The organism is Bradyrhizobium sp. CCBAU 45389, assembly GCF_028128625.1.
Taxonomy (GTDB): domain Bacteria; phylum Pseudomonadota; class Alphaproteobacteria; order Rhizobiales; family Xanthobacteraceae; genus Bradyrhizobium; species Bradyrhizobium liaoningense_B.
Map to the genome: position 1 here is coordinate 353832 of NZ_LBIY01000099.1, position 21639 is coordinate 375470.

A 21639-nucleotide genomic window follows, 5' to 3' on the forward strand; every position below is an offset into this window, starting at 1 on the left:
GACCGGGCGATCCAGTACGCCGCGGCGTCTCGGCTCTAGCCGCACCGCCTCGGAGTACTGGATCCCCGCCTTCGCGGGGATGACAGCGGTATTTGCCTCTCGCACAGCGGCATCAACGAATTAAACCGGAGGATCCCATGAACATCCGCTCCAACCCCGACAAGACCGTCCCCGCCGTCACCACCGGCCCACTACCCTCCTCGCGAAAAATCTTCGCGTCTCCCGACGCCGCGCCCGACCTGCGCGTGCCCTTGCGCGAGATCATCCTCTCCGAAGGCGCGGGCGAGCCGAACCTGCCGGTCTACGACACCTCGGGCCCCTACACCGATCCGTCCGTCACCATCGACGTCAACGCCGGCCTTGCGCGCAACCGCAAGCAATGGGTGCTGGAGCGCGGCGGCGTCGAGGAATATGAGGGCCGGCAGATCAAGCCGGAGGACAATGGCAGCGTCTCCACCGACAAGGCCGCGCGCGCCTTCTCGGCCTATCACAAGCCGCTGCGCGGCCTCGACGGGCAGAAGATCACCCAGCTCGAATTCGCCCGCGCCGGCATCGTCACCAAGGAGATGATCTACGTCGCCGCCCGCGAGAACCTTGGCCGCAAGCAGCAGCTCGAGCGCGCCGAAGCCGCGCTTGCCGACGGCGAGAGTTTTGGTGCCTCCGTGCCCGCCTTCATCACGCCGGAGTTCGTGCGCGACGAGATCGCGCGCGGCCGCGCCATCATCCCCTCCAACATCAACCACTCCGAGCTCGAGCCGATGATCATCGGCCGCAACTTTCTGACCAAGATCAACGCCAATATCGGCAACTCGGCGGTGACCTCGTCGGTCGAGGAAGAGGTCGAGAAGATGGTGTGGGCGATCCGCTGGGGCGCCGACACCGTGATGGACCTCTCGACGGGCCGCAACATCCACACCACGCGCGAGTGGATCCTGCGCAACTCGCCGGTGCCGATCGGCACCGTGCCGATCTACCAGGCGCTGGAGAAGTGCAACGGCGACCCGGTGGCACTCACCTGGGAGCTCTACAAGGACACGCTGATCGAGCAGTGCGAGCAGGGCGTCGACTATTTCACCATCCACGCCGGCGTGCGCCTGCAATACATCCACCTCACCGCCAACCGCGTCACGGGCATCGTCAGCCGCGGCGGCTCGATCATGGCGAAGTGGTGCCTGGCGCACCACAAGGAAAGCTTCCTCTATACGCATTTCGACGAGATCTGCGACCTCATGCGCAAGTATGACGTCTCGTTCTCGCTCGGCGACGGCCTGCGTCCCGGCTCGATCGCGGACGCCAACGACCGCGCGCAGTTTGCCGAGCTGGAGACGCTCGGTGAGCTCACGAAGATCGCGTGGGACAAGGGCTGCCAGGTCATGATCGAAGGCCCCGGCCACGTGCCGATGCACAAGATCAAGATCAACATGGACAAGCAGCTCAAGGAGTGCGGCGAAGCCCCGTTCTACACCCTTGGACCGCTGACCACCGACATCGCACCGGGCTACGACCACATCACCTCGGGCATCGGCGCGGCCATGATCGGCTGGTTCGGCTGCGCCATGCTCTGCTACGTGACGCCGAAGGAGCATCTCGGGCTACCCGATCGCAACGACGTCAAGACCGGCGTCATCACCTACAAGATCGCAGCCCACGCCTCCGACCTCGCCAAGGGCCACCCCGCCGCGCAACTGCGCGACGACGCCCTCTCCCGCGCGCGGTTCGAATTCCGCTGGACCGACCAGTTCAACCTCGGCCTCGATCCGGACACCGCAAAGAGCTTCCACGACGAGACCCTGCCGAAGGAAGCCCACAAGGTCGCCCATTTCTGCTCGATGTGCGGACCAAAGTTCTGCTCGATGAAGATCACGCAGGACGTGCGGGATTATGCCGCGACACTGAACGATCCGAACTCGGTGGGGATGTCGATCAGCGGGACGGCCGAGGACGGCATGGCGAAGATGAGCGCGAAGTTCAAGGAGATGGGGAGCAGCGTTTATCTGGATGCGGAGAAGGTGAAGGAGAGTAACCGGGTGTTGTGAGCTATCCCCGCGCGTCTTGCCTGGGCTTGACCCGGCATCAGTCAATAGCAAAAGACCGGGCAAGCGCCCGGTCTTTTTCGATATGTACCCTTACAGACATGCTATGTGTGGTTGCGATCAGCTAACCGATGTCCAGGGGAACGAGAAATGAAGACCGATCTGTTGTTGCGAAGTCTCCTGGATTTGATGCTGCAAATGAGTGATGCGGATATGTCCGTGCTCATTGCTGCGGTTGAGAATCGTACCTCAGCTATGTCGACGATCGTCGGCAGTTCCAACCACATCCTATGGACCGAGCTTGCGAAGCTTGGATTTTTGGAGGACGAGGGTTCACCTCCCATTGCGCAATTGGATCAGATGAGAGTTTTCTCCGTCGTTCAAGAGAGCATACCCCGTCTCGAGGAGCTACTCTCGGAATTCCGGCAGCGGAAAGTACATGAGCGAATGAACGAAATATTTGAGACCCTCTGTGTTCCTGCCGGCAAGCAAATCGTGGAGCGAGTCTACCAGAGTGGTGGAGACAATGCAGAAGTTCAAATCCTGATGGGTCTAACACTAGCGTCAGTTCTGGGTACGTGTGTCGCATCAAAATACTACGACAAGGCGGTGCAACAAGTTGCAGATTTGGCTAAGAGACGTTTGGCCGATAGCGTTCAGCACTAACTTCTGAGAAGCAAGTAGCCCGGATGAGCGAAGCGGCATCGGGAGTCTTCGCTGTCCGCATATCGCTCCGGTCATGCAGTCGTGGATGTTGCACGTGCTTGAACCCGCCCCCCACCGTCTCCCCGACCAGCTCCGTCCCGACCTCCGCCTCGTCTTCGTCGGCACCGCCGCCTCGACGCGCTCGGCCGAGCTCGGGCACTATTACGCTCATCCCGGCAACCGCTTCTGGCGCGCGATCCATGAGGCGGGGATCACGCCGCGGCGGTATCAGCCGGGCGAGTTCGCATCGCTGATCGAGCTCGGGATCGGCTTCACCGATCTCTCCAAGTCGGGCGCCGGGATGGATCACCAGATCGCGGCGGAAACGATCGACTTGCCCGGGTTCAGGGCGAAGATGGAAAAGTACCGGCCGCGGACGATTGCGTTCACGAGCAAGAAGGCGGCGAGCCTGTTTTACGGCAGGCCGTCAGCTGCGATTGCGCTGGGGCGGCAGGCGCGGGATGGAAGCTGGCCGGAGACATTTGTGCTGCCGTCACCGTCGGGTGCGGCGTCGGGGAGTTGGACGCTGGAGCCGTGGCGGGAGTTGGCTAGGTGGATTGCTGCGTAGGGTGGGTTAGACGTGCGGATGCGCGAAGCGCAGTCCGCTCGTCGTAACCCACCAGGTCTGTCGCCGCGAACACAGACGTGGTGGGTTACGCCTCGCACCGTCGCGCGACGATAGACTGCAATTGGGATCGGCTAACCCACCCTACGGACCTCCACACTCCGCCGTCTTCCTGGCGAAAGCCAGGACCCATTACCCCAGGGAGAGGTTTGGCGAAGACTCGTGGTCCGGTACTGCGACCAACCGCAATCGATAGATCACGCGGTATGGGTCGCCAGGACGACACTGTGGGTGTAGCTCGCGATCTTGCTCAAACTCGAAGCCTCGTAGGGTGGGCAAAGGCGCGTCAGCGCCGTGCCCACGATTTCTCCGTGGGTCCCGACAGTGCGTGGGCACGGCGCGCGTAGAGCGCGCCTTTGCCCACCCTACGGGACCGTTGGCCCCTCAGCCCGCATACGCCTTGTCCAGCTCCGCGATCACGATCTTCCGCATGCCCATCATCGCCTGCATGACGCGGTTCGCCCTGGTGCGGTCGGGATCGCCGAGATAGCGGCCGAGCGCCGTCGGGATCACCTGCCAGGACAGGCCGAACTTGTCCTTGAGCCAGCCGCACCGCGATTCTTCGCCGCCGTCGGCGGTGAGCGCTTTCCAGAAATAGTCGACCTCGCCTTGCGTCTCGACGCTGATGAAGAACGACACCGCCTCATTGAAACGGTATTGCGGCCCGCCATTGAGCGCGTGGAAGCGCTGGCCCTCCAGCTCGAACACCGCCATGAAGTCGCTGACGGTGTCGACCTTGGCATTGGGAAACACCGATTTGTAGAACGCGACCGCCTCGGGGACGTTGTTGTCGAACCAGAGAAACGGCGTGATCGAGGTCATGGGCGGGATCCTTTCGGCTTGGGCGGGGCGCGCTGGTGCTCCAAGGACGCGGGCAGGAGGGGCGTTCCGACAATGGGGACGGGATTTTTCTTGTAGCCCGGATGAGCGAAGCGATATCCGGGGCGACTATTCCCGCATATCGCTTCGCTCATGCGGGCTACGGGCTCCGCGAAATCGCGATAACCTGTCGGAAACCGCCCCGCCCGTTCGTCCTCTGGACGCAAACCGCGATCACACCCGGAGCCCCCCAATGCCGACCATCACCGCCTTCGAAACCTCCCCCGACCGCGGCAGGGGGCAGGCGCGCGACATGCGGGTGCGTTGGGCGCTCGAAGAGGTCGGCCAGCCCTATGACGTCCGCCTGGTCTCATTCGCCGCGATGAAGCAGCCGGCGCATCTGGCGCTGCATCCGTTCGGGCAGATCCCGACCTATGAGGACGGCGATCTCGCCCTGTTCGAAACCGGCGCGATCGTGCTGCACATCGCCGAGCGTCATGGCGGACTGCTGCCGACGGACAGCAACGCGAGAAGCCGCGCGATCGCGTGGATGTTCGCCGCGCTGAACACGCTGGAGCCGCCGATCGTCGAGCTCGGCATGGCCATGCTGTTCGAGCGCGACAGGAGCTGGTACGCGGAGCGGCTGCCGATGCTGCAGGATCGCGTCCGCACCAGGCTCGGCGAATTGTCCCGCCGCCTCGGCAAAGCCGACTGGATCGACGGCGCGTTCAGCGCCGGCGATCTCATGATGGTGACGGTGCTGCGCCGGCTGAACACGTCCGGCCTGCTGGACGAATATCCTGACATCGCCGCCTATGTCGCCCGCGGCGAGGCGCGGCCGGCGTTCCGGCGCGCGTTCGATGCGCAGCTTGCGGTGTTCAACGCTGCGTCGAACGACAGCTAGCCGAGCGCTCGCCTTGACTCGCCCAGCGCCCTCGCGCACAACGGGTGGTACGATCCTGGTACATCTCGGCGCGGTTGGGGAACGGCGTGACAACACATCTTGCGTATCGTCAGGCGGCGCGCGTTGCCGCGATCGGGCTGGCCCTGGGGCTCCTGACCGGCTGCCTGTCGACGTCGAATCAGGCGCCGACGACGGCGGCGCCCGTGACACCCTCGCCTCCCAAGGCCGGCTACGCATCGGTTCACATCGGCCGCCCGTTCGGCTCCAACACCAGTGTGTTTGCGCTGCCCATCGAGGTCGACGGCAAGGCCCTGATGTCGCTGCCTCCGGGGAAGTACACCACGGTCGAGTTGCCGCCGGGCCCACACAGTGTCGGCTCACCGAACGAATACTGGACACGCGTGATCTCAGGCATCCCGCATCCGGCCGAGTTCGTCGTGGAGGCAGGCAAGTCCTATTACCTGCTGCCGAAGGCCTGGGGCGAGGACGCCGGCTACCGCTACACCATGGTCGGATCGGCCGTCGTGCCCGAAAGGGACTCGATCAACCACAGCACCTTCTCGGTTCGGATCGCGGCTGCGACCGAGGCGCCGCCGGCCGAATTCAGGCAGCTCAGCTACACCAAGACACAGTAGCAGGTCGGCAGTGTAAGCCGCTTTGTCCGTCCCGGCACGGCGGGCGAGTATGAGAGCATCATCCGGGGTTGTATCTGCGTCGCATCCCGCTACGCTCGCGGGTGACGCGACGCCGCACACCGATCTGGACCATCATGAGCACTGATCTCTCCGGTGTCTGGGACGGCACCTATGTTCAACCGGGCACGGGAATGGTCACCTTCACGGCGACGCTGGTCGAGGCCGGAGGCGCGCTTGGCGGAAGCGTGACCGAGCCCTGCATGAACCCGCGTTGTCCGCTCAGCACCCACAACGCCTCGATCGCGGGTCACCGGTCCGGCAGCGTGGTCTCGTTCGTCAAGCGCTACGAGCCGCCGGGCTACGGCTATGACACCGTCGTGTACGAAGGCACCGTGAACGCCAGCGCCACGGAGATCGATGGTCGCTGGCGCCTGCCCCGCGAGTCAGGATCGTTTCTGATGATCCGCTCGAGCAGGCCCGCACAGGCGACCACCATCGAGGACCGCGCCAAGGAGCCGGCACGCTAGCAGGGAGCCCGCCCATGCTGACCCTCTATTCCTACCCGCAACTCTTCGGCGTCGCCGACAACAACGGCTACGGCCTCAAGGTCTACGCCTTCCTCAAGCTCGCAGGCGTGCCGTTCGTGCATGAGCACATCTTCGATGCCTCCGCCGCGCCGCGCGGGCAGCTGCCTTATGTCGTCGACGACGGCGAGACCATCGGCGACAGCGAGACCATCATCGCGCACACCATCGCGAAATATCGCCTGACCATCGATGCGGCGCTGTCACAGGCCGCACGGCGCACCAATCATCTCGTCACGCGCATGCTGGACGATCTCTACTGGGTGATGTCGTATTCGCGCTGGAAGGACGAGCGCTTCTATCCGGCGTTCCGCGACGGTTTTATCGCGCAGCATCCGCAGGTCAGCGCCGAAGGGTTCGAGAAGGCGAAGGCGTACAACGCGCAGCGCTATCACTACCAGGGCATCGGCCGCTACACGCCCGATCAGGCCTATGCGCGGGGGCTCGCCGATCTGCAGGTGCTGGCGGAGATCGTGCCGGGCACAGGCTTCGTCCACGGCGCGGCGCCTGGTAGCATCGATGCCGGCATCTACGGCTTTGTCGCCAACATCTATTATTTTCCGATCCCGACGCCGCTGAAGGCCTTCGTCGATGCGCACGAGAACCTCGTCGCGCATTGCGAGCGGGTGCATGCGATGGTGACGGGAACGTAGGGTGGGTTAGCTCGCGGCCGCGCGAAGCGCGTCCGCGGGCGTAACCCACCACTTCTGTCTCCGCGGAAACCAAAGAGGTGGGTTACGCCCTGCCGATGCGCTTCGCGCATCCGCAAGGCTAACCCACCCTACGGCACCGTTTTCTACCGCATCGTGATCGCAAGCCCGCTGAGATCCGCATTCGCCATCAGGCCGACCTGCGTGCCGGTCAGCTCCAGCACCGCGCCCTTCTGGTTGGTGAGCACGATGGCGCGGGCGCCGCGGCCGACCGCAAGGCCGGCACCGGCGGCGCCATAGACGCCGGCGACGTCGGAGGGACGGTTGATGTTGGAGACGCGGCCACGCAACACGGTCTTGGATCCCCCGAACACGAGGCCGTAGTCGAGCCCGCCGGTCGAGAGCCCGTAGGAGCGGCCGCGGAAGTTCAGCACGCCGCTCCCGCCGGAGCCGCCGATGATCCAGCCCGCCTTGTAGATCGTCAGCACCACGGTGCCGCCGTCGGCCAGCGCCGAGGTCGAAAGGCCGGCAAGCGCGGCAATGGCGACCAGCGCGGCGCGAAGGGGGCTAGCGATCTTCATGGAGTGTCTCCGGGGGCTATTTTTCAAGGAGGGAATCGAATCAGACGCGGCCAATCTACCCGATCGATCGCGGCGGCAACATGATGGGGCGGACAAGGGGCGCGGTCTGCGGCCACGCACCCAACTGTCATCGCCCGGTTCAACCGGGCGATCCAGTATTCCAGAGGCGCCTGAGATTGAACCGAGAAGCCGCGGCGTACTGGATGCCCCGGTCAAGCCGGGGCATGACCGCGGAGGTTGGGATCGCAGCACAGGCCAACCGCATCATGCCATTCTGCCCCTGTTTTGCCCGACGGCGCAAACGAAATATTTCGTCGTTCCCGAAATCAAAAAAGATCAATGATTTCGGCTTGGTCTCTACTGTGCATGGGGTTGTTTTCGCATTTTTTGTCTTTGCCCCTCGGCAACCCGATTGCAACTCCCCCGCATCCCGCTACGCTCCTGCTCCCGACACGCCCACGAGGTGATGCCATGCCGATCCAGCATTTCGCGGCCCCGCCGCACGTCAAGGCGCCACCGCTGTCCTTTGCGACGCGCGTCGGCGACTTGCTGTTCGTCTCGGGCATTCCCGGCTTCGACGCCCATGGCGCGCTGCCCGACGGCTTCGAGGCGCAGTTCGCCAATGTCGTCGTCAACATCAAGCGCGTGCTGGACGAGGCCGGAGCGACCTTGCGCGACCTCGCCAAGGTCAACGTGCTCTTGACCCGCGCCTCGGACGTTGCCGCCATGAACGCGCTCTATGCCGGCGCCTTCGGCCCGCCGCCCTACCCGGCGCGCACCACATGCGTGGTGCATGCGCTGCCCGATCCGAAGATGCTGATCGAGATCGAGGCGGTGGCGTCGCTCGCGAAGTGAACCGCGGTTGGGCACGTGTGGCCTGCCGGGCACGCGGCCGAACCAAATGCCCTGCATCGCCTGACATGTCCGTGAAACGGCGGCTCCCGGCTTGCAAAGGACCGGCTTTTCCCGCACGAATTTTCGCGTCACACTTCCCCACAAGGAGATATTTCATGCGTCGCGTTCTCGCCCTCTGTGCCGTTGCCGGCATCGCTAGTTCCGTGTTCGCCGTGCCCGCATCCGCAGCGCCGGGCTATTACGTGATCCGGTGGGACAACACCGGCATCTGCCAGGTCTGGAACGAGGACCTGAAGTACAAGCCGTTCCAGTGGGGCGTGTCGACCTACAAGGTCGTCAGCAAGCCGGCCCCGACCTTCCAGCAGGCGTCCGACCTGCAGATCAAGATGCGCGCCGAGCGCCGCTGCACGCTCTAGGCTTTACGCGACATACCAGATTGAAAAGGGCGGATCGTGCGAGCGGTCCGTCCTTCCTCTTTTTGACGGACCGCCCTTTTTTTCAGCCGACGGCGCGCATTTCCAGCGCCCGCTCTTTGAACCTCGTCGGCGCGCGGAACTACTCACATCTTGTCCGGGGCGCAGGCCAAGAAGCGCCCCGCGCCACTCCTCCCCATCATTGTCGGGAGGCGCATCACATCTTTCATTTGAGGAGCTGATCATGCGTCGTCTTTCCATGCTGTGCGCTGCTGCGGGTCTTGCCGTCACGGCCTTCGTCGCCGCGAGCCCCGCCGAAGCCAGCTATCATCTGATCCGCTGGCACGACACCGGCTTCTGCCAGATCTGGGACGAGAGCCTCCCGACCACGCCGTGGCCGGCCGGCTATCACCGCGCCAGCGCGACCGTGCCGACCTTCCTCGACGCGCTCGTGGTGAAAGACAATGCGCTGAAGGCCGGTCACTGCACCTGGTAAGATTCGATCGGCGGACGACAAGGGCCGGGCAAGGATGCAATGCTAGCATCCTTGCCCGTTCGCGTTTCCATCCAGCGTTTCTATCCAGCCTTTCTGTTAAGTCCTGGCGGGATCAATCGATGCGCACGCTCACCACGACGGCAGCCATCTTGTCACTCGCGCTCGTCTCCGCGGCGCCCGCGCAGGCGCCGCAATCGTTCCGCGTGATCTCGCCGATCTTCGGCCAGCTCGTCAGCTTCGCGATGCCGTCGAATTTCGCGGTGGTGTTCGAGAACACCAAAGGCGGCCACTACATCCGCGAAGCCGTGCTGAAGGGCGAGACGCCCGAGCAGTGGATCCAGATGATCACGGTCACCGGCGAGAAGGGCATGACGCTGACGCCGGATGCATCGCCGGAAAGCTTCGCGGGCACCATTGCCGGCGGCTTCAGATCGGCCTGCCCCGACAGCTTCGCAGCGCAGCCGCTCGGCGCCATGACATTCGGTCGCTTCGAGGCGTTCGCCGCCGTGATCGGCTGCGGCCGCATCGACAGCGGCCCGACCCGGCACAGCGAGACCGCGCTGCTGATCACGCTGAAGGGCACCACCGACTATTACACCATCCAATGGGCCGAGCGCGGCCCCGAGAGCGACGAGCCGCCGGTCAGGGACGAACGCTGGCAAGCCCGCCTGAACGATCTCAATCCGATCGCCCTCTGCCCGATCGTGCCAGGCGAAGCCGCGCCCTATCCGAGCTGCGTGAACAAGAGCTGAGCGCGCCGCAAGCTCAGGCCTCGTAGGGTGGGCAAAGCGCAAGCGTGCCCACCACTCCGTCCATCATGAAGAAGACCGTGGGCACGGCGCTTCGCGCCTTTGCCCACCCTACGAGATCTCACTCGATCTCTCAGGCGTCCTTGTGCGCGCCGGGATGGATCAGGACATCGCGCGCGGCGGCGAGGTCGATGAAGGCTTGCGCGGTGCCGCCGTGGTCGGGATGCATGCCCTTGGCGGCACGGCGGTAGGCCTGGTTGATGTCGTCGCAGGTGAGCTGCACCGCGAGCGGCAGGCCGAGCATCTTGCGGGCGCGATCCTCGCTCGAAAGCTTCTTCGGCATCGCGTTGCGACGACCGAAGCGCGGCGCGGTCAGACCATGGACGACCTCGAGCACCACACTGAGGCGGCGCTGCGCCGCCTGCGTGACGCTGTGATCGTCATTGACCAGAGCCTGACGCAGCACCGGAAGCGCCTGCTCGGCGGCCTGCCGCAGCGTGGCATCCGTGCTCATCCGCACGATCTCGGCCACGATCCGGCCGGCCTCGGCCCAGTCGGCCGGCTGTGCCGTCCGCAGGCGTTCGAGAGCGAGTTTCCAGGATTCAAGCCGTTCCATCATGCGCGCAACGTTTAGCAATGAAGATCAGTATGCCAAGGCCGCCGTTTCCGACCCCTTAATTTCGGGTTAGCCTTTCATGAAACTTAGAAACGAAATCGGGAGGAAAATGTCATGGCATTGCTCGCAAACCACATCGCCGTAATCACGGGCGCCGGTTCCGGCATCGGCCGGGCGATCGCGGCCGGCTATGCCCGCGAGGGCGCGCAAGTGGTGTTGCTCGACGTCAACGCCGACACCGTCGCGGAGGCCGCGCAGGAGATCCGCAAAGCCGGCGGCAAGGCCGAGAGCTTCGCGCTCGACGTGACCAGACGTGACGATTGCTTTGCGCTCGCAAAGCAGGTCGCGGGCAAGGTCGGACAGGTCTCGATCCTCGTCAACAATGCCGGCATCACCCGCCGCAACGCCTTCACGGCCGAGACCGAGACGGTGGCGAAGGACTGGAACGACATCATCTCGCTCAACCTCAACGGCGTCTTCAACGTGACGCAGGCCTTTCTCGCGCCGCTGCGCGCGAGCAAAGGCCGCATCGTCAATATCGGCTCGATCCAGTCCTTCGTGCATCTGCGTACGCCGAGCTCGGCGGCGTATACGACCTCGAAACACGGTGTGCTCGGCTTCACCAAGGCGCTCGCGGTCGAGCTCGGCAAGGAAGGCGTGCGCGTCAACGCGATCGGGCCGGGCTTCATCGAGACCAACATCAACGCCCATGTGCGCGCGACCAATCCGGCGCTGGTGCAGGCCTTCGTCGATCACACGCCGCTGGCGCGCACCGGCAAGCCCGAGGACATCGTGGGCCCCGCGATCTTCCTCGCCTCCGATCTGTCGGCCTACGTCACGGGCACGATCGTGATGGTGGACGGCGGCTACCGGACGGTGTGAGCGGCGCACTATCGTCGCCACGCGGCATCATCGCCGGCTGCGCTAGGCAAAGAGACGAAATTGCGGATCGAGATAGGTCCGCATCGCCATGCATCTTCTGCCAAACGCGGCCGCTTCGCGGCATTCCTGAGGTCATCTGGGTGCGATCGCGCGCAATTAACCTTTCATTAACCAAACCCGCCCACCGTGGTTTTACGGCCTGGGGGTCGTTTGTTCTCGATCCGCTTCCAGCGAAGGAAGCGGGCGTTGATCGGGGTGTGTTGATGACCACTGTTCATGTCGCGGCGCCGCAGGACGCACAATTCCTCGCTCCGAACCAGATCGTTCCACTCCTGATCGGCGCAACCGTCGACGAGGTCGAGCGAGAGCTCGTGCTCCAGACGCTCGCCCGCTGCGACGGCAACCGCACACGCGCATCGCGCGTGCTCGGCCTGTCGGTACGCACGCTGCGCAACAAGATCAGGCTCTATGCCGCCTCCGGCATCGAGGTGCCGACCTGTCAGGAGTAGTGCGCAACTGCGTGCGGATGATCAATCCGCCTGCGTGGCCGTGCCGCGAGACAAGCGGCGCAGCCCGCGCTGCGCACACATGCCGACCAGCATCGCAAGTGCGATGACCGCGACCGCGGCCGTCATCAGCTCGATGGCGCAAAGCACGAAAGCCGTCATGACCGCCCATGACGGCTGCGGCTCCTCGGCAAACGCAATCGGCACGATGTCAGGCACGAGCAGCTGCGCGATGACGATGGCCGCGGCAAGGACAGCGGCGGACAGGCAGACGATTTTCCATGCTGCGCGCATCGATCGCTCCTCGCGATGATCATGGCCTCACAACTCAATGACACGGCGCCTCGTCCCGTCGATTGATGTTGATCGAGCGCGGCACGATGCGCCGTTAGAATTGCTGCTGTCGTCAAACGCCGCTAAGTAGCTTGCTTCCGGTCAAGGGAGCAGTGGCGTGGCAGACGATCAGGGACGGCAGGGACCCCCGGGTCCGCGTGGGCGGCAGGGCGAACCGGGACGGCCGGGACCGCAGGGTCATCCGGGCAAGCGGGGCCCGGACGGCGCGCGCGGCAAGCCGGGGCCGCAGGGCAAGCCCGGACCAATCGGAAAGGCAGGCCCCCAAGGCAAGGCCGGCCTGCAGGGCAAGCCGGGCGATGCCGGTGCGCGTGGCGTTGCCGGCCCGCAGGGTCCGGTTGGACCGCAGGGACCGGCAGGGCCGCAAGGCCCTCGCGGCGAGCAAGGTCCGCCCGGCCAGCTGCCGTCGATCGAACAGGTGCTGCCGTGGCTCGAGCAGCTCTTCGACGCCTGGGACGAGCGCCGCCGCCAGCGCGAGCGTGAAGCCGCCGAGCGCGAGGCGCTGGAGGCTGCGGTCATGGAGACCGGCGAGCCGATCGCCGATGACGAGAGCGACGACAGCGAAGCCGACGATCACAAGAAAAAGAAGAAAAAGAAGAAGCACGGCAAGAGCTAGTCTGCTCATGCCCGGACGCAGAGCAGCGCGCCCGGGATACGTGCCAATCAAGATGACCGGGAGGCATCATCCCGGCGCGGCAGCATGCCCATGCGCTCGAACTGCCAGCGCATGGCGCGATACCAGAGATAGCCGACCGCAGCACCACACAGGGCCAGGATCACGACGCTCGCGCTCGAGAACGAGCCGCTCCACCACATCATCCACGCGGTCCACAGCAGCGTGAAGATGATGGCACCTGCCTTGAGGGGAAGAAGGGGGCGGCTCATGGTCGTGCTCCGGGCTGTCAAAACCCCGGCAGGCATCATTGCAAGTCGAGGCGACCTGTACCGTGAGCCAGATCACGGAAGAGCCCCTGGAGCCTCTAGCCGAACCGCAACCTCGAACGCTCCTTCGCCTTCTCCGCCTCGACCTCGCGGTCGCGCGCCGGGGCATGGGTATGCAGCGATGTCAGGAGTCTTCGCGCGGCCTCCGAGACCTCTGCGACGGCGCGGTCGAAGGCGGCCTCATTGGCCTGCGACGGCTTGTTGAAGCCGGACAGCTTGCGCACGAATTGCAAGGCCGAGGCCTGGATCTCGTCCTCCGTCGCCGGCGGCTCGAAATTGAACAGCGTCTTGATGTTGCGGCACATGCGGCGTCTCTCTCCCTGGGTTTCCATAAGGACGATCGGCGGAGGCGAAATCCTACATCCTTCCCCGCGCTTCTGCTAAGTTCCGCACCAAGGCGGCCGACGACCATGAGCCGCTCGAGGAGAGAGACATGAGAGCTTCTTGCGCGGCGCTGACAGGCGTTCTGCTGTCCGTTTCGACGTGGGCGATGGCCGCTGACTATCCGGCCCCCAAACAGGGCGACTGGATCGCCAGGGACTTCAAGTTCCACACCGGCGAAACCATGCCGGAGCTGCGGCTGCACTACACCACCGTGGGCGAGCCGAGCGGCCAGCCCGTATTGGTGCTGCACGGCACGGGCGGCTCGGGCGCGAGCATGCTGACGCCGTCCTTTGCCGGCGAGCTGTTCGGCGCCGGGCAGCCGCTCGACGCGTCCAAATATTACATCATCATTCCCGACAGCATCGGCCATGGCAAATCCTCGAAGCCGTCCGACGGCATGAAGACGAGCTTTCCGAAATACGATTACGAGGACATGGTCGAGGCGCAGTATCGCCTGGTGACGGAAGGGCTCGGCGTCAAGCACCTGCGCCTCGTCATCGGCAATTCGATGGGCGGCATGCACACCTGGTTGTGGGGCGAGAAATATCCGAAGGCGATGGACGCGCTGATCCCGATGGCCTCGCAGCCGACCGAGATGGCATCGCGTAACTGGATGCTGCGGCGGATCATGCTCGATACCATCCGCAACGATCCCGACTACAACGGCGGCAACTACGCCAGCCAGCCGCGCATGATGAAATACGCCATCACCGCCTACGGCATCGCCAGCATCGGCGGCACGCTGGCCTATCAATCGCAGGCGCCGACGGCAGCCAAGGCCGACAAGATCGTCGACGAACGGCTCGCGGCGCCGATCACGGCCGACGCCAACGACTTCGTCTATCAGTGGGAGTCCTCGCACGACTACAATGCGAGCGAAAAGCTGGAGGCGATCGAAGCCTCGCTGCTGCTGATCAATTCCGCCGACGACGAGCGCAACCCGCCCGAGACCGGCATCACGGACGCTGCGATGAAGCGCGTCAAGAACGGCCGCCTCTACCTGATCCCCGCCAGCACCGAGACGCGCGGCCACGGCACCACCAGCAATGCAAAGTTCTACAGCGAGCAAATCCGACAATTGCTGCAAACCGCGCCGCAACGGACGATGTAGGACAGGAAGCGCAAATCCTCATATCGCAATGCATCATGTGCGGCGCTTCGGCGCCGCATATTATTTGAGCATGCAATGCGCCGGCAGCTCGGGCTTAATCGCGTCAACGATACGAATCGACGCGTGAGGAGGAGCATCGCATGCACAGGCTCGCACTGTGCGTCTGGCTGGCCGCGACGACCGCGCTGACGAGCGCCGCGTTGGCGTTCGACAACGGGCAATATGATCACGTCCCGCCCGACATCCGCGCCTGGTTCAAGAGCGTGATCGCGCCGAACGGCGTGCCCTGCTGCGACATTTCCGACGGCCATCGCACCGAATACGACGTGCGCGGCGGCACCTATTGGGTGCCGATCGAGGGGCAATGGATGGAAGTCCCCGAGCGCGCCATCATCCGCGACCGCGGCAATCCGGTCGGCCAGGCCGTGGTCTGGTACGTCCGCCATCGCGGCGCCATCATCATCAGCTGCTTCGTGCCCGCGGACGCGGTGTAGGCCGCTAGGCCTTCAGCTTTCGCTTGGGCGAGGCCTCGACAAATTCAATGTCATCGCCGAAATCATCCAGCGCGGCGCGGACGGACTTGGCGTCGGCATCGGCGACGGTGAAGATCGCGGCGAGGGTCTGCCGCTTCTGTCCCGGAAACAGGCTTCGGGCGGTGTAGCCGGCCTCGGCGAGCGTCTTGATGATCATGCGCCGCCGGCGCTGATCGACACGATCGCGGAATTTGAACTGCACGGACATGCCGAGAACCTAGCCGTTCGCAGCGCCCGATCAAGGTCGCAGGAACCTATTTTCGCCGCTTCCTCGCCGGTTTCGCGCGACCGAGCGCAGCGGCGACGTCGAGGAGGCCCGCGCCGTATTCCGGCGTGAAGTCCCGTCCCCGCATCGACGGCAATTTGGTCGCCGTCGCGATCAGGCGCCTGGCAACCGCAAGTCCGGCCGCTCTGGATTTCGGCTTGTTGACGTAGACGAGTGCAGCGGCACCCGTCACATGCGGCGTTGCCATCGACGTGCCGGGCCAGGAATCGTAACTCGTATGATCGGCGAAGCTCGCCTTCACCCGCGGCACTGTCGACAGGATGTTGACGCCCGGCGCGACCAGCTTGATGTGCTTGCCCGTATTGGAGAACGAGGCGCGCCGATGAGATTCGTCGACGGCGCCAACTCCGATCGTGTCCGCGTAGCCCGCCGGATACTCCTTCGGATTGCCGGTCTCGAACTCGTTGCCCATCGCGGTCGAGATGACGACGCCCGCATCGATCAATTCGGCGAAGATCGCCGCCTCCGCCTTCGAATGGTCCTCACCGCCAATGCTGAGATTGATGACCTTGATGTTGGAATCGAGCGCGGCCGCGAGCGCCTTGCTGTAGAACTCGAAGTTGAAGTTCTCGTCATCGCCTGCGCGCTTGGGATCGTCGAAGACCTTCCAGCAGTGCAACCGGCAATTGGCCACGCCTGCGAGACCGACCGAATTGTTGACCACGGCCGCGATCGTGCCGCTGACATGCGTGCCGTGGCCGAGAAAGTCGCGCGCTCCGTTGCCGTCGTGCCGGTATTCCTCGATCGCTCCTGCAAGATCGGGATGTCCGGCGTCGACACCGCTATCGAGCACGGCGACGTGAACGCGCCCCGCACCCGGCCGCCGCCTGTCGAACCATCTGATGGCGCGAAGGCCCCACTGGCGGATCTTCATGGGATCGGCGGCGGCACTGAGCCACCGGTTGGGGACCGGCTCGACCAGATCCATCGCCTTCGATGCACTCAGGCGCTTCAGGACTCCGGCATCTATCTTTCTGTCCTTCACCTGCACGATCTGAAATCCGGCCAGCGCTTCTCGCGGTGCCGCCGTTGCAGAGCGCGCTATCGCGCGATGAACCGCGGCCAAGGCCTGCGGCTGCGCCGGTGCGTCACCGGCTTCGACCACGAACAGCGGCTTCATCGACTGAAGCCCGAAATTGTCGCGCAGGAAATCGATCGGACCCCGGACCTCATCGGGCATCGCAGCCGTCAGCGCGCGCGACGTAGCCGCCCGGGGCGCGTCCGCTGCGATCTGTCGGGCAACGGCCGGCTTCAACCGAACGATGAGCTGTCCCGGGACATGCTTGCGACGGCGCGGCCGGTCGCCCGCGACCCGCATTGCCTGCGTCAGGGCCATGATGAATTCCTTCCCTGAAAAGCGATAAAGTACGGCACCCGTTATAAGCGAAATTTCCGGTATATGCCACCAGCGCGGCCCGATGACCCTGCTCCCGGCCCGTGCGGTGCAGTGACGGCACCGCGGCGCGCGTGCTATTGATGTCCTCAAGTCCTCAATCAGGGAGACCTTCGTGACCGATCTTTGCGCCGAAGACCTCGCCACCATCTATGCCAAGCCGACCCCACGCGTGATCGCAAAGGCGCGTCCCACCATCGATGCGCATGCGAAGAAGTTCATCGAGATGTCGCCGTTCTGCGTGCTCGCGACATCGGGAGCGGACGGCAGCGTCGATGCCTCGCCGCGCGGCGGTGGCATCGGCTTCGTGCGCGTCGCCGCTCCCAACCAGTTGCTGATGCCCGACCGCTCCGGCAACAACCGGATCGACAGTTTTCGCAACGTCGTCGAAGGCTCGGGTTTCGTGCACCTGCTGTTCTTCGTCCCCGGCATCGACGAGACGTTGCGCGTCGGCGGACGCGGCACGCTGTCGGCCGATCCGGACCTGCTCGCCTCCATGGTAGAATTCGGCAAGCCGCCGCGCGCGGTGCTGAACGTTGCGGTGAGCGAAGTCTATTTCCACTGCGGCAAGGCGCTGATGCGCTCGAAACTATGGTCGGCTGACAAGGTGCAGCGCTCGGTGATGCCGAGCATCACCGAGGTCATTCACGAGCAGACCGGTCTGGGCGAGCCAGAGAGCCAGGCGATCACGGAAGAGCGCTACAAGGCGCAGCTGTAGGGTGGCGAACTACAAGTTCAGCTGTCGTCCCGGACAAGCCTAGCTCCCGACAACGCGCAGCGTTGGCAGGAGCGGAGCGCAGATCTGGGACCCATTGCCACAGGACGTGGTTACGTAGAGCGCTAATAACGCTAATAACTACGAGTCTTCGCCAAACCACTCCCGGTGGTTATGGGTCCCGGCTTTCGCCGGGACGACACCGAGTGTGCGGCTAGCGCCGGAGCTTAATGCCCTTCGCCCTCGAGCCCGCCAACGTGCTTCTGGGTGTAGAGCTCGAGGCCGATGCGGCCGATCAGATCGAGCTGGGTCTCGAGGAAATCGATGTGATGCTCCTCGTCGCTCATCAGCTTCTCGAACAGGTCACGCGTGACGTAGTCCTTGACGCCGTGGCAATAGGTGGCCGCTTCCTGATAGAGCGCGCGCGCGCTCATCTCGGCGGCGAGGTCGCACTCGATGATCTCCTTGACGTTCTGGCCGATGCGCAGGGGATCGAGCACCTGCATGTTCGGGAAGCCGTCGAAGAACAGGATGCGCGCGGTGAGCTTGTCGGCGTGCTCCATCTCCTCGATGGACTCCTTGCGCCAGACCTTGGCCATGTCCAGGAGGCCCCAATTGTCGAGGAAGCGGTAGTGCAGCCAATACTGGTTGATCGCAGTCAGCTCATGACGCAGTGCCTTGTTGAGATAGTCGATGACTTTTGCGTCGCCCTGCATGGTTCACTCCAGCTCTTGCAGTCCAATTCGGCCCTAAACCGAATTTAGAACGCTTCTAAATCACTTTGCGAATGAGGGCAACCAGCTACGGGAACGCAGCCGGGGAAAAGCTCAGCCGAGAATGCGGAAGATTTCAGCAGGCCGCGAGCGCGAACTGGGCGGGCTCGGCGATCTCGTCATTGGCGGCCACGGTGTGGCTGTGCGGGCAGCCGGAGCAGCAGGACTTGGCGCAGGGACCGAGGGCTTCGTCGATGATGGTCTTGATCGTGCGGGCACAACGGCCGCATTCGGCGCTGCAGCCGAGGCATCCATAGACCTGTTTGGCATGGCGCACGGCGTCGTCGGATTCGGCGACGGCGGCGCGGATATCGTCATCGCTCAGCACGTTACAGGAACAAACGATCATGGAAGCGGCAGGCCCTTCGTGATGCGCCATCATCGATATTTAACGGGCCAGCCGGATGCAAAGGGAAAAACCGGTATTTGAAGCTATTCCAAACTGGCCCGGAAACAGCCTAGAACGGCTCTAAAATAAGGTATTGCGGTGGATCAAGCTTGCGCGCCTAGTCGCCGCCACCGCCTCCTCCACCATCGCCGCCGCCCCCGCAATCTCCACCACCGCTGCCGCTGTCGCTGCTGGAGCAGCTGCCGCCGTCGGTCGAGCTCCCCGAGCTGTCGCCGGAAAACCAGCTGCCCAGCGAGAAGCCGTCGCTGCTCCCCGAATAGCTGTCGCCCGCACCCCCACCATCACCGCCGGCCCCTGCGCGCGAGCGGCGCTGGCCACGGTTCTGGAGGTGGGTGATCCAGCCGTAGCCGATCGCAAAGACGATCCCGGCAGCAATCAATGCATTGATCATCGCGTTGCCCATCATCGTCTCCTGGCAGACCTGCGGTCCATACCAATTGGTCGTCCCCGGCAAAGGTGCCGTTCATTGATCATTCAAACGAAGTATGGAACTCTGACCTCAAAGAGTTCCCGTGTACGTATGCGAAAGGTCCAATCGATGAAGAAGTCGCTCCTGGCAGCCGTTGCCCTCGCCGCTGTGGCCCTGACGGCCGGAACGCCGGCCCATGCCCAGCGCGGCGTCGCTGCCGGCGTGGCGGCAGGGATCATCGGTGGCGCCATCGTCGGCGGCGCGCTGGCGTCTCCGTATTATTACGGACCGGGCCCCGGCTATTACGAGCCGGGCTACTACCCGCCCCGCTACTACGCGCCGGGCCCGGGCTATGCCGCCGACGACTATTACGGCGGCTGCGTCTGGCAGAAGCAGCGCTTCTGGGATGGCTACGCCTGGCGCGTCCGCCGCGTCCGGGTTTGCGGCTGAGACCCTTGGGCCGGCTCGTTTGCAACAGCTGCTTGGACCGGTTGACTACGGATATGCCGTTCATCTTGGAGCCCGAAAAAGACCGCTTTTTCTCGTCACAGCTCCGTGTGCGTTTACCGTGGATTGACCATTTGCGCGCTTCCTAGCCGCAAGGCCAATTCCATCAGAGTGTGCGTGAACCTTTGAACCCCGGGCGCCTCTAACAAGAGGAACCCATCTCCCAGGAGAGCCAAGAGCATGAAGAAGACTTTAGTTGCCGCCCTCACGGTTGCGACGGTCGCCGGTTCGCTGGTGACCGCTGCTCCGTCCGCCAAAGCCGGTGACAACGTCGGCGCCGGCATCGCAGCCGGCCTGATTGGCGGCGCCATCGTCGGCGGCGCCATCGCGTCGAGCCGGCCCGCCTATGGCGGCCCCGTTTACGTCGCCGAGCCCCCGCCGCCCGCGCCCTGCTACTGGCGTCGTGAGCGCTATTGGGACGGCTACGGCTGGGTCAGCCGTCCGGTTCGCGTCTGCTACTGATCTGATCGCCCTGGCGCATATGCGCCGCGATCAAGAGCCCGGCCGAGAGCATCGGCCGGGCTTTTTTCTTTTGGTCTCGCGCTTTAGCGCGCGGCCTGGATCGAACGCAGCACCTCTTCACTCGGCCAGCAATCGACCTTGAGTCCTGCCGACTTCTGATAGGCGCCCAGCGCGGCACGCGTCTGCATGCCGGCCTTGCCGTCGATCTTGTCCTTGTAGAGCCCGACGCGGGTGAGCCCGCGCTGCATGGTCTCGACATCCTTGGTGCGCATTTGCTTCGAGGCCGACCAGGGCGTTGCAAACGGCAGCGGGCTCGTCATGCGATCGCTGAGATGGCCGACGAACAGCACGTAGAGGTCGGAGAAATTGTATTCCTTGATGACGAAGTAGTTCTTCGTCGTGAGGAACGACGGACCATAGATGCCTTCGGGCTGAAGCAGCGAGGCCGGCTGCGCCTGCTCGGCCGCGCTCAGCCTCGCGCCGCGCACCGGCACGAAGCCTTCGCGCAGCCATTGGCTGATGGGCTTCGTCACCTCCGGCACGCCGGTGGTGCAATCGACCTTCGCCGGCGCCTGCACCTCGTAGGCCCAGCGCACGCCGCTCTGCCAGCCCTTGTTGACGAGCTGTTGCGCGGCAGACGCCAGCGCATCCGGCACCGAATGCCAGATGTCGATGCGGCCATCACGGTCGAAGTCGACGCCGTGCTTGTAATATTCGGATGGCAGGAATTGCGTGAGCCCGGTGGCGCCTGCCCAGGAGGAGCGCATGTCCTTGCGCGTCACCACGCCCTCGCCGAGGATCTTGAGCGAGAGGATGAACTCGTTGCGATAGGTGTCCTTGCGCCGTCCGACATAGGCCTGCGTCGCCAGCACACGAACGAGATCATAGGGCAGCGTGTAGCGGCCGTAATCGGTCTCGCGGCCCCAAATTGCGAGCATCACGGTGGCCGGCACACCGGAGCTCTTCTCGATCTCGGTCAGCGCCGGACGATATTTTTGCAAGAGCCGCTGGCCCTCGCCGGCCAGCCGCGCGATCGAGGCGTCCTTGACGTAGTCGGCAGGCACCTGCACGAACTCGGCCTGCGACGGCGCACCGGTCGCGGGCCGTCCCGGCAGGATCAGATCGGGCAGCTTGTAGTCGGGCTCGAGCCCGCGCGTCTGTTCGTCGAACGTCGCGCGCGAGACGCCGGCCGCCTGCGCCTCCGACCACAGCGAGGCGATGAACTGCGTGAAGGCCGCGTCGGCGGCGCGGGCGGACGACCAGCAGCAGGTGACGACGATCACCGCAGCGATGAGCGCCCGCCGCATCATG

The 21639-nt window shown here is 64.4% G+C and carries 31 protein-coding genes; 19 read left to right on the top strand and 12 right to left on the bottom strand.

Going from position 1 to position 21639, the window contains the following annotated elements:
- Positions 1-137: 137 nt before the first annotated feature.
- The 3 genes from thiC to XH79_RS40860 all read left to right on the top strand — a co-directional run bounded on the left by thiC (position 138) and on the right by XH79_RS40860 (position 3306).
- A complete protein-coding gene (gene thiC, locus XH79_RS40850; RefSeq protein ID WP_271585380.1) occupies positions 138-2036 on the top strand; it encodes a phosphomethylpyrimidine synthase ThiC in 1899 nt (632 codons plus the stop codon).
- Positions 2037-2183: 147 nt separating this feature from the next.
- Positions 2184-2699, top strand: coding sequence for a hypothetical protein (locus XH79_RS40855; protein ID WP_271585381.1), 516 nt, complete (start codon positions 2184-2186; stop codon positions 2697-2699).
- Between the two features lie 85 nt (positions 2700-2784).
- Positions 2785-3306 carry a mismatch-specific DNA-glycosylase gene (locus XH79_RS40860; RefSeq protein WP_271585382.1) on the top strand — a complete coding sequence of 174 codons (522 nt, stop codon included), beginning with the start codon at positions 2785-2787 and terminating at the stop codon, positions 3304-3306.
- Positions 3307-3747: 441 nt separating this feature from the next.
- Here XH79_RS40860 and XH79_RS40865 read toward each other — a convergent pair whose 3' ends face one another.
- Positions 3748-4185: a VOC family protein gene (locus tag XH79_RS40865; RefSeq protein WP_212339721.1), complete on the bottom strand. Its 438-nt coding sequence runs from the start codon at positions 4183-4185 to the stop codon at positions 3748-3750.
- Between the two features lie 250 nt (positions 4186-4435).
- Here XH79_RS40865 and XH79_RS40870 point away from each other — a divergent pair, with 250 nt between their 5' ends.
- From XH79_RS40870 to XH79_RS40885, 4 genes are all read left to right on the top strand, one after another.
- Positions 4436-5086, top strand: coding sequence for a glutathione S-transferase family protein (locus XH79_RS40870; protein ID WP_271585383.1), 651 nt, complete (start codon positions 4436-4438; stop codon positions 5084-5086).
- Positions 5087-5172: 86 nt separating this feature from the next.
- Positions 5173-5721 (top strand): hypothetical protein, encoded by a 549-nt coding sequence (locus XH79_RS40875; protein WP_271585384.1) that lies wholly within the window; start codon positions 5173-5175, stop codon positions 5719-5721.
- Positions 5722-5855: 134 nt separating this feature from the next.
- Entirely contained in the window at positions 5856-6248 is a 393-nt protein-coding gene (locus tag XH79_RS40880; RefSeq protein WP_271585385.1) for a hypothetical protein, read from the top strand.
- Between the two features lie 14 nt (positions 6249-6262).
- Positions 6263-6958 carry a glutathione S-transferase family protein gene (locus XH79_RS40885; RefSeq protein WP_271585386.1) on the top strand — a complete coding sequence of 232 codons (696 nt, stop codon included), beginning with the start codon at positions 6263-6265 and terminating at the stop codon, positions 6956-6958.
- Between the two features lie 143 nt (positions 6959-7101).
- On the opposite strand, the gene XH79_RS40890 is transcribed toward XH79_RS40885, so the two are convergent.
- Positions 7102-7536, bottom strand: a complete 435-nt coding sequence (locus XH79_RS40890) for a hypothetical protein (RefSeq protein WP_212339724.1) — start codon at positions 7534-7536, stop codon at positions 7102-7104.
- A 471-nt stretch (positions 7537-8007) separates the two neighbouring features.
- Here XH79_RS40890 and XH79_RS40895 point away from each other — a divergent pair, with 471 nt between their 5' ends.
- From XH79_RS40895 to XH79_RS40910, 4 genes are all read left to right on the top strand, one after another.
- Entirely contained in the window at positions 8008-8391 is a 384-nt protein-coding gene (locus XH79_RS40895) for a RidA family protein (RefSeq protein ID WP_271585387.1), read from the top strand.
- A gap of 155 nt (positions 8392-8546) precedes the next feature.
- Entirely contained in the window at positions 8547-8807 is a 261-nt protein-coding gene (locus XH79_RS40900) for a hypothetical protein (RefSeq protein ID WP_212339726.1), read from the top strand.
- 241 nt (positions 8808-9048) lie between these two features.
- Positions 9049-9300 carry a hypothetical protein gene (locus XH79_RS40905; protein WP_212339727.1) on the top strand — a complete coding sequence of 84 codons (252 nt, stop codon included), beginning with the start codon at positions 9049-9051 and terminating at the stop codon, positions 9298-9300.
- Between the two features lie 119 nt (positions 9301-9419).
- On the top strand, positions 9420-10052 hold the full coding sequence (locus XH79_RS40910; RefSeq protein ID WP_271585388.1) for a hypothetical protein: 633 nt from the start codon (positions 9420-9422) through the stop codon (positions 10050-10052).
- A gap of 130 nt (positions 10053-10182) precedes the next feature.
- On the opposite strand, the gene XH79_RS40915 is transcribed toward XH79_RS40910, so the two are convergent.
- Positions 10183-10668: a J domain-containing protein gene (locus XH79_RS40915; RefSeq protein ID WP_271585389.1), complete on the bottom strand. Its 486-nt coding sequence runs from the start codon at positions 10666-10668 to the stop codon at positions 10183-10185.
- Between the two features lie 111 nt (positions 10669-10779).
- Between XH79_RS40915 and XH79_RS40920 the strand changes: the two genes are divergently transcribed.
- Together XH79_RS40920 and XH79_RS40925 are read left to right on the top strand one after the other, a co-directional pair.
- A complete protein-coding gene (locus XH79_RS40920; protein WP_271585390.1) occupies positions 10780-11547 on the top strand; it encodes an SDR family NAD(P)-dependent oxidoreductase in 768 nt (255 codons plus the stop codon).
- Between the two features lie 263 nt (positions 11548-11810).
- Complete coding sequence (locus XH79_RS40925) at positions 11811-12056, top strand: helix-turn-helix domain-containing protein (RefSeq protein WP_018641007.1); 246 nt, start codon at positions 11811-11813, stop codon at positions 12054-12056.
- Between the two features lie 21 nt (positions 12057-12077).
- Here XH79_RS40925 and XH79_RS40930 read toward each other — a convergent pair whose 3' ends face one another.
- Positions 12078-12347, bottom strand: coding sequence for a hypothetical protein (locus XH79_RS40930; protein WP_271585391.1), 270 nt, complete (start codon positions 12345-12347; stop codon positions 12078-12080).
- Between the two features lie 157 nt (positions 12348-12504).
- On the opposite strand from XH79_RS40930, the gene XH79_RS40935 reads away from it, so the two are divergent.
- On the top strand, positions 12505-13020 hold the full coding sequence (locus tag XH79_RS40935; RefSeq protein ID WP_271585392.1) for a collagen-like protein: 516 nt from the start codon (positions 12505-12507) through the stop codon (positions 13018-13020).
- A 47-nt stretch (positions 13021-13067) separates the two neighbouring features.
- On the opposite strand, the gene XH79_RS40940 is transcribed toward XH79_RS40935, so the two are convergent.
- Together XH79_RS40940 and XH79_RS40945 are read right to left on the bottom strand one after the other, a co-directional pair.
- The gene (locus XH79_RS40940; protein ID WP_271585393.1) at positions 13068-13289 is read right to left on the bottom strand and encodes a hypothetical protein; all 222 of its coding nucleotides are present in this window, start codon (positions 13287-13289) and stop codon (positions 13068-13070) included.
- Positions 13290-13384: 95 nt separating this feature from the next.
- Positions 13385-13651 (bottom strand): DUF2277 domain-containing protein, encoded by a 267-nt coding sequence (locus XH79_RS40945; protein WP_271585394.1) that lies wholly within the window; start codon positions 13649-13651, stop codon positions 13385-13387.
- Positions 13652-13779: 128 nt separating this feature from the next.
- Here XH79_RS40945 and XH79_RS40950 point away from each other — a divergent pair, with 128 nt between their 5' ends.
- Together XH79_RS40950 and XH79_RS40955 are read left to right on the top strand one after the other, a co-directional pair.
- Positions 13780-14841: an alpha/beta fold hydrolase gene (locus tag XH79_RS40950; RefSeq protein ID WP_271585395.1), complete on the top strand. Its 1062-nt coding sequence runs from the start codon at positions 13780-13782 to the stop codon at positions 14839-14841.
- A gap of 140 nt (positions 14842-14981) precedes the next feature.
- Positions 14982-15335, top strand: coding sequence for a hypothetical protein (locus tag XH79_RS40955; protein ID WP_212339735.1), 354 nt, complete (start codon positions 14982-14984; stop codon positions 15333-15335).
- A 4-nt stretch (positions 15336-15339) separates the two neighbouring features.
- Here XH79_RS40955 and XH79_RS40960 read toward each other — a convergent pair whose 3' ends face one another.
- Together XH79_RS40960 and XH79_RS40965 are read right to left on the bottom strand one after the other, a co-directional pair.
- On the bottom strand, positions 15340-15582 hold the full coding sequence (locus tag XH79_RS40960) for a hypothetical protein (protein ID WP_271585396.1): 243 nt from the start codon (positions 15580-15582) through the stop codon (positions 15340-15342).
- Positions 15583-15628: 46 nt separating this feature from the next.
- Entirely contained in the window at positions 15629-17146 is a 1518-nt protein-coding gene (locus XH79_RS40965; RefSeq protein WP_271585397.1) for a S8 family peptidase, read from the bottom strand.
- A 22-nt stretch (positions 17147-17168) separates the two neighbouring features.
- Between XH79_RS40965 and XH79_RS40970 the strand changes: the two genes are divergently transcribed.
- Positions 17169-17771 carry an MSMEG_1061 family FMN-dependent PPOX-type flavoprotein gene (locus tag XH79_RS40970; RefSeq protein WP_212339738.1) on the top strand — a complete coding sequence of 201 codons (603 nt, stop codon included), beginning with the start codon at positions 17169-17171 and terminating at the stop codon, positions 17769-17771.
- Positions 17772-17995: 224 nt separating this feature from the next.
- Here the strand turns inward: XH79_RS40970 and bfr are convergent, their stop codons facing one another.
- The 3 genes from bfr to XH79_RS40985 form a co-directional block, all read right to left on the bottom strand.
- Positions 17996-18484: a bacterioferritin gene (gene bfr, locus XH79_RS40975; protein WP_011089420.1), complete on the bottom strand. Its 489-nt coding sequence runs from the start codon at positions 18482-18484 to the stop codon at positions 17996-17998.
- A 133-nt stretch (positions 18485-18617) separates the two neighbouring features.
- Complete coding sequence (locus XH79_RS40980; RefSeq protein WP_212339739.1) at positions 18618-18890, bottom strand: (2Fe-2S)-binding protein; 273 nt, start codon at positions 18888-18890, stop codon at positions 18618-18620.
- 157 nt (positions 18891-19047) lie between these two features.
- A complete protein-coding gene (locus XH79_RS40985) occupies positions 19048-19356 on the bottom strand; it encodes a hypothetical protein (protein WP_212339993.1) in 309 nt (102 codons plus the stop codon).
- A 132-nt stretch (positions 19357-19488) separates the two neighbouring features.
- On the opposite strand from XH79_RS40985, the gene XH79_RS40990 reads away from it, so the two are divergent.
- Both XH79_RS40990 and XH79_RS40995 read left to right on the top strand, forming a co-directional pair.
- A complete protein-coding gene (locus XH79_RS40990) occupies positions 19489-19809 on the top strand; it encodes a hypothetical protein (protein WP_212339740.1) in 321 nt (106 codons plus the stop codon).
- A gap of 237 nt (positions 19810-20046) precedes the next feature.
- On the top strand, positions 20047-20328 hold the full coding sequence (locus XH79_RS40995) for a hypothetical protein (protein WP_212339741.1): 282 nt from the start codon (positions 20047-20049) through the stop codon (positions 20326-20328).
- Positions 20329-20411: 83 nt separating this feature from the next.
- On the opposite strand, the gene XH79_RS41000 is transcribed toward XH79_RS40995, so the two are convergent.
- Positions 20412-21638: a lytic murein transglycosylase gene (locus XH79_RS41000; RefSeq protein ID WP_271585398.1), complete on the bottom strand. Its 1227-nt coding sequence runs from the start codon at positions 21636-21638 to the stop codon at positions 20412-20414.
- Position 21639 lies beyond the last annotated feature (1 nt).

Bases quoted from the DNA above. Each gene is read 5' to 3' on its own strand.
- XH79_RS40880 (WP_271585385.1), top strand. From the start codon at position 5,856: ATGAGCACTGATCTCTCCGGTGTCTGGGACGGCACCTATGTTCAACCG.
- XH79_RS40945 (WP_271585394.1), bottom strand. From the start codon at position 13,651: ATGTGCCGCAACATCAAGACGCTGTTCAATTTCGAGCCGCCGGCGACG.
- XH79_RS40905 (WP_212339727.1), top strand. From the start codon at position 9,049: ATGCGTCGTCTTTCCATGCTGTGCGCTGCTGCGGGTCTTGCCGTCACG.
- XH79_RS40915 (WP_271585389.1), bottom strand. From the start codon at position 10,668: ATGATGGAACGGCTTGAATCCTGGAAACTCGCTCTCGAACGCCTGCGG.
- XH79_RS40925 (WP_018641007.1), top strand. From the start codon at position 11,811: ATGACCACTGTTCATGTCGCGGCGCCGCAGGACGCACAATTCCTCGCT.
- XH79_RS40895 (WP_271585387.1), top strand. From the start codon at position 8,008: ATGCCGATCCAGCATTTCGCGGCCCCGCCGCACGTCAAGGCGCCACCG.
- XH79_RS40985 (WP_212339993.1), bottom strand. From the start codon at position 19,356: ATGATGGGCAACGCGATGATCAATGCATTGATTGCTGCCGGGATCGTC.
- XH79_RS40950 (WP_271585395.1), top strand. From the start codon at position 13,780: ATGAGAGCTTCTTGCGCGGCGCTGACAGGCGTTCTGCTGTCCGTTTCG.
- XH79_RS40955 (WP_212339735.1), top strand. From the start codon at position 14,982: ATGCACAGGCTCGCACTGTGCGTCTGGCTGGCCGCGACGACCGCGCTG.
- XH79_RS40860 (WP_271585382.1), top strand. From the start codon at position 2,785: ATGTTGCACGTGCTTGAACCCGCCCCCCACCGTCTCCCCGACCAGCTC.
- XH79_RS40980 (WP_212339739.1), bottom strand. From the start codon at position 18,890: ATGATCGTTTGTTCCTGTAACGTGCTGAGCGATGACGATATCCGCGCC.
- XH79_RS40900 (WP_212339726.1), top strand. From the start codon at position 8,547: ATGCGTCGCGTTCTCGCCCTCTGTGCCGTTGCCGGCATCGCTAGTTCC.
- XH79_RS40995 (WP_212339741.1), top strand. From the start codon at position 20,047: ATGAAGAAGACTTTAGTTGCCGCCCTCACGGTTGCGACGGTCGCCGGT.
- thiC (WP_271585380.1), top strand. From the start codon at position 138: ATGAACATCCGCTCCAACCCCGACAAGACCGTCCCCGCCGTCACCACC.
- XH79_RS40870 (WP_271585383.1), top strand. From the start codon at position 4,436: ATGCCGACCATCACCGCCTTCGAAACCTCCCCCGACCGCGGCAGGGGG.
- XH79_RS40940 (WP_271585393.1), bottom strand. From the start codon at position 13,289: ATGAGCCGCCCCCTTCTTCCCCTCAAGGCAGGTGCCATCATCTTCACG.
- XH79_RS40920 (WP_271585390.1), top strand. From the start codon at position 10,780: ATGGCATTGCTCGCAAACCACATCGCCGTAATCACGGGCGCCGGTTCC.
- XH79_RS40990 (WP_212339740.1), top strand. From the start codon at position 19,489: ATGAAGAAGTCGCTCCTGGCAGCCGTTGCCCTCGCCGCTGTGGCCCTG.
- XH79_RS40930 (WP_271585391.1), bottom strand. From the start codon at position 12,347: ATGCGCGCAGCATGGAAAATCGTCTGCCTGTCCGCCGCTGTCCTTGCC.
- XH79_RS40960 (WP_271585396.1), bottom strand. From the start codon at position 15,582: ATGTCCGTGCAGTTCAAATTCCGCGATCGTGTCGATCAGCGCCGGCGG.
- bfr (WP_011089420.1), bottom strand. From the start codon at position 18,484: ATGCAGGGCGACGCAAAAGTCATCGACTATCTCAACAAGGCACTGCGT.
- XH79_RS40885 (WP_271585386.1), top strand. From the start codon at position 6,263: ATGCTGACCCTCTATTCCTACCCGCAACTCTTCGGCGTCGCCGACAAC.
- XH79_RS41000 (WP_271585398.1), bottom strand. From the start codon at position 21,638: ATGATGCGGCGGGCGCTCATCGCTGCGGTGATCGTCGTCACCTGCTGC.
- XH79_RS40865 (WP_212339721.1), bottom strand. From the start codon at position 4,185: ATGACCTCGATCACGCCGTTTCTCTGGTTCGACAACAACGTCCCCGAG.
- XH79_RS40855 (WP_271585381.1), top strand. From the start codon at position 2,184: ATGAAGACCGATCTGTTGTTGCGAAGTCTCCTGGATTTGATGCTGCAA.
- XH79_RS40890 (WP_212339724.1), bottom strand. From the start codon at position 7,536: ATGAAGATCGCTAGCCCCCTTCGCGCCGCGCTGGTCGCCATTGCCGCG.
- XH79_RS40910 (WP_271585388.1), top strand. From the start codon at position 9,420: ATGCGCACGCTCACCACGACGGCAGCCATCTTGTCACTCGCGCTCGTC.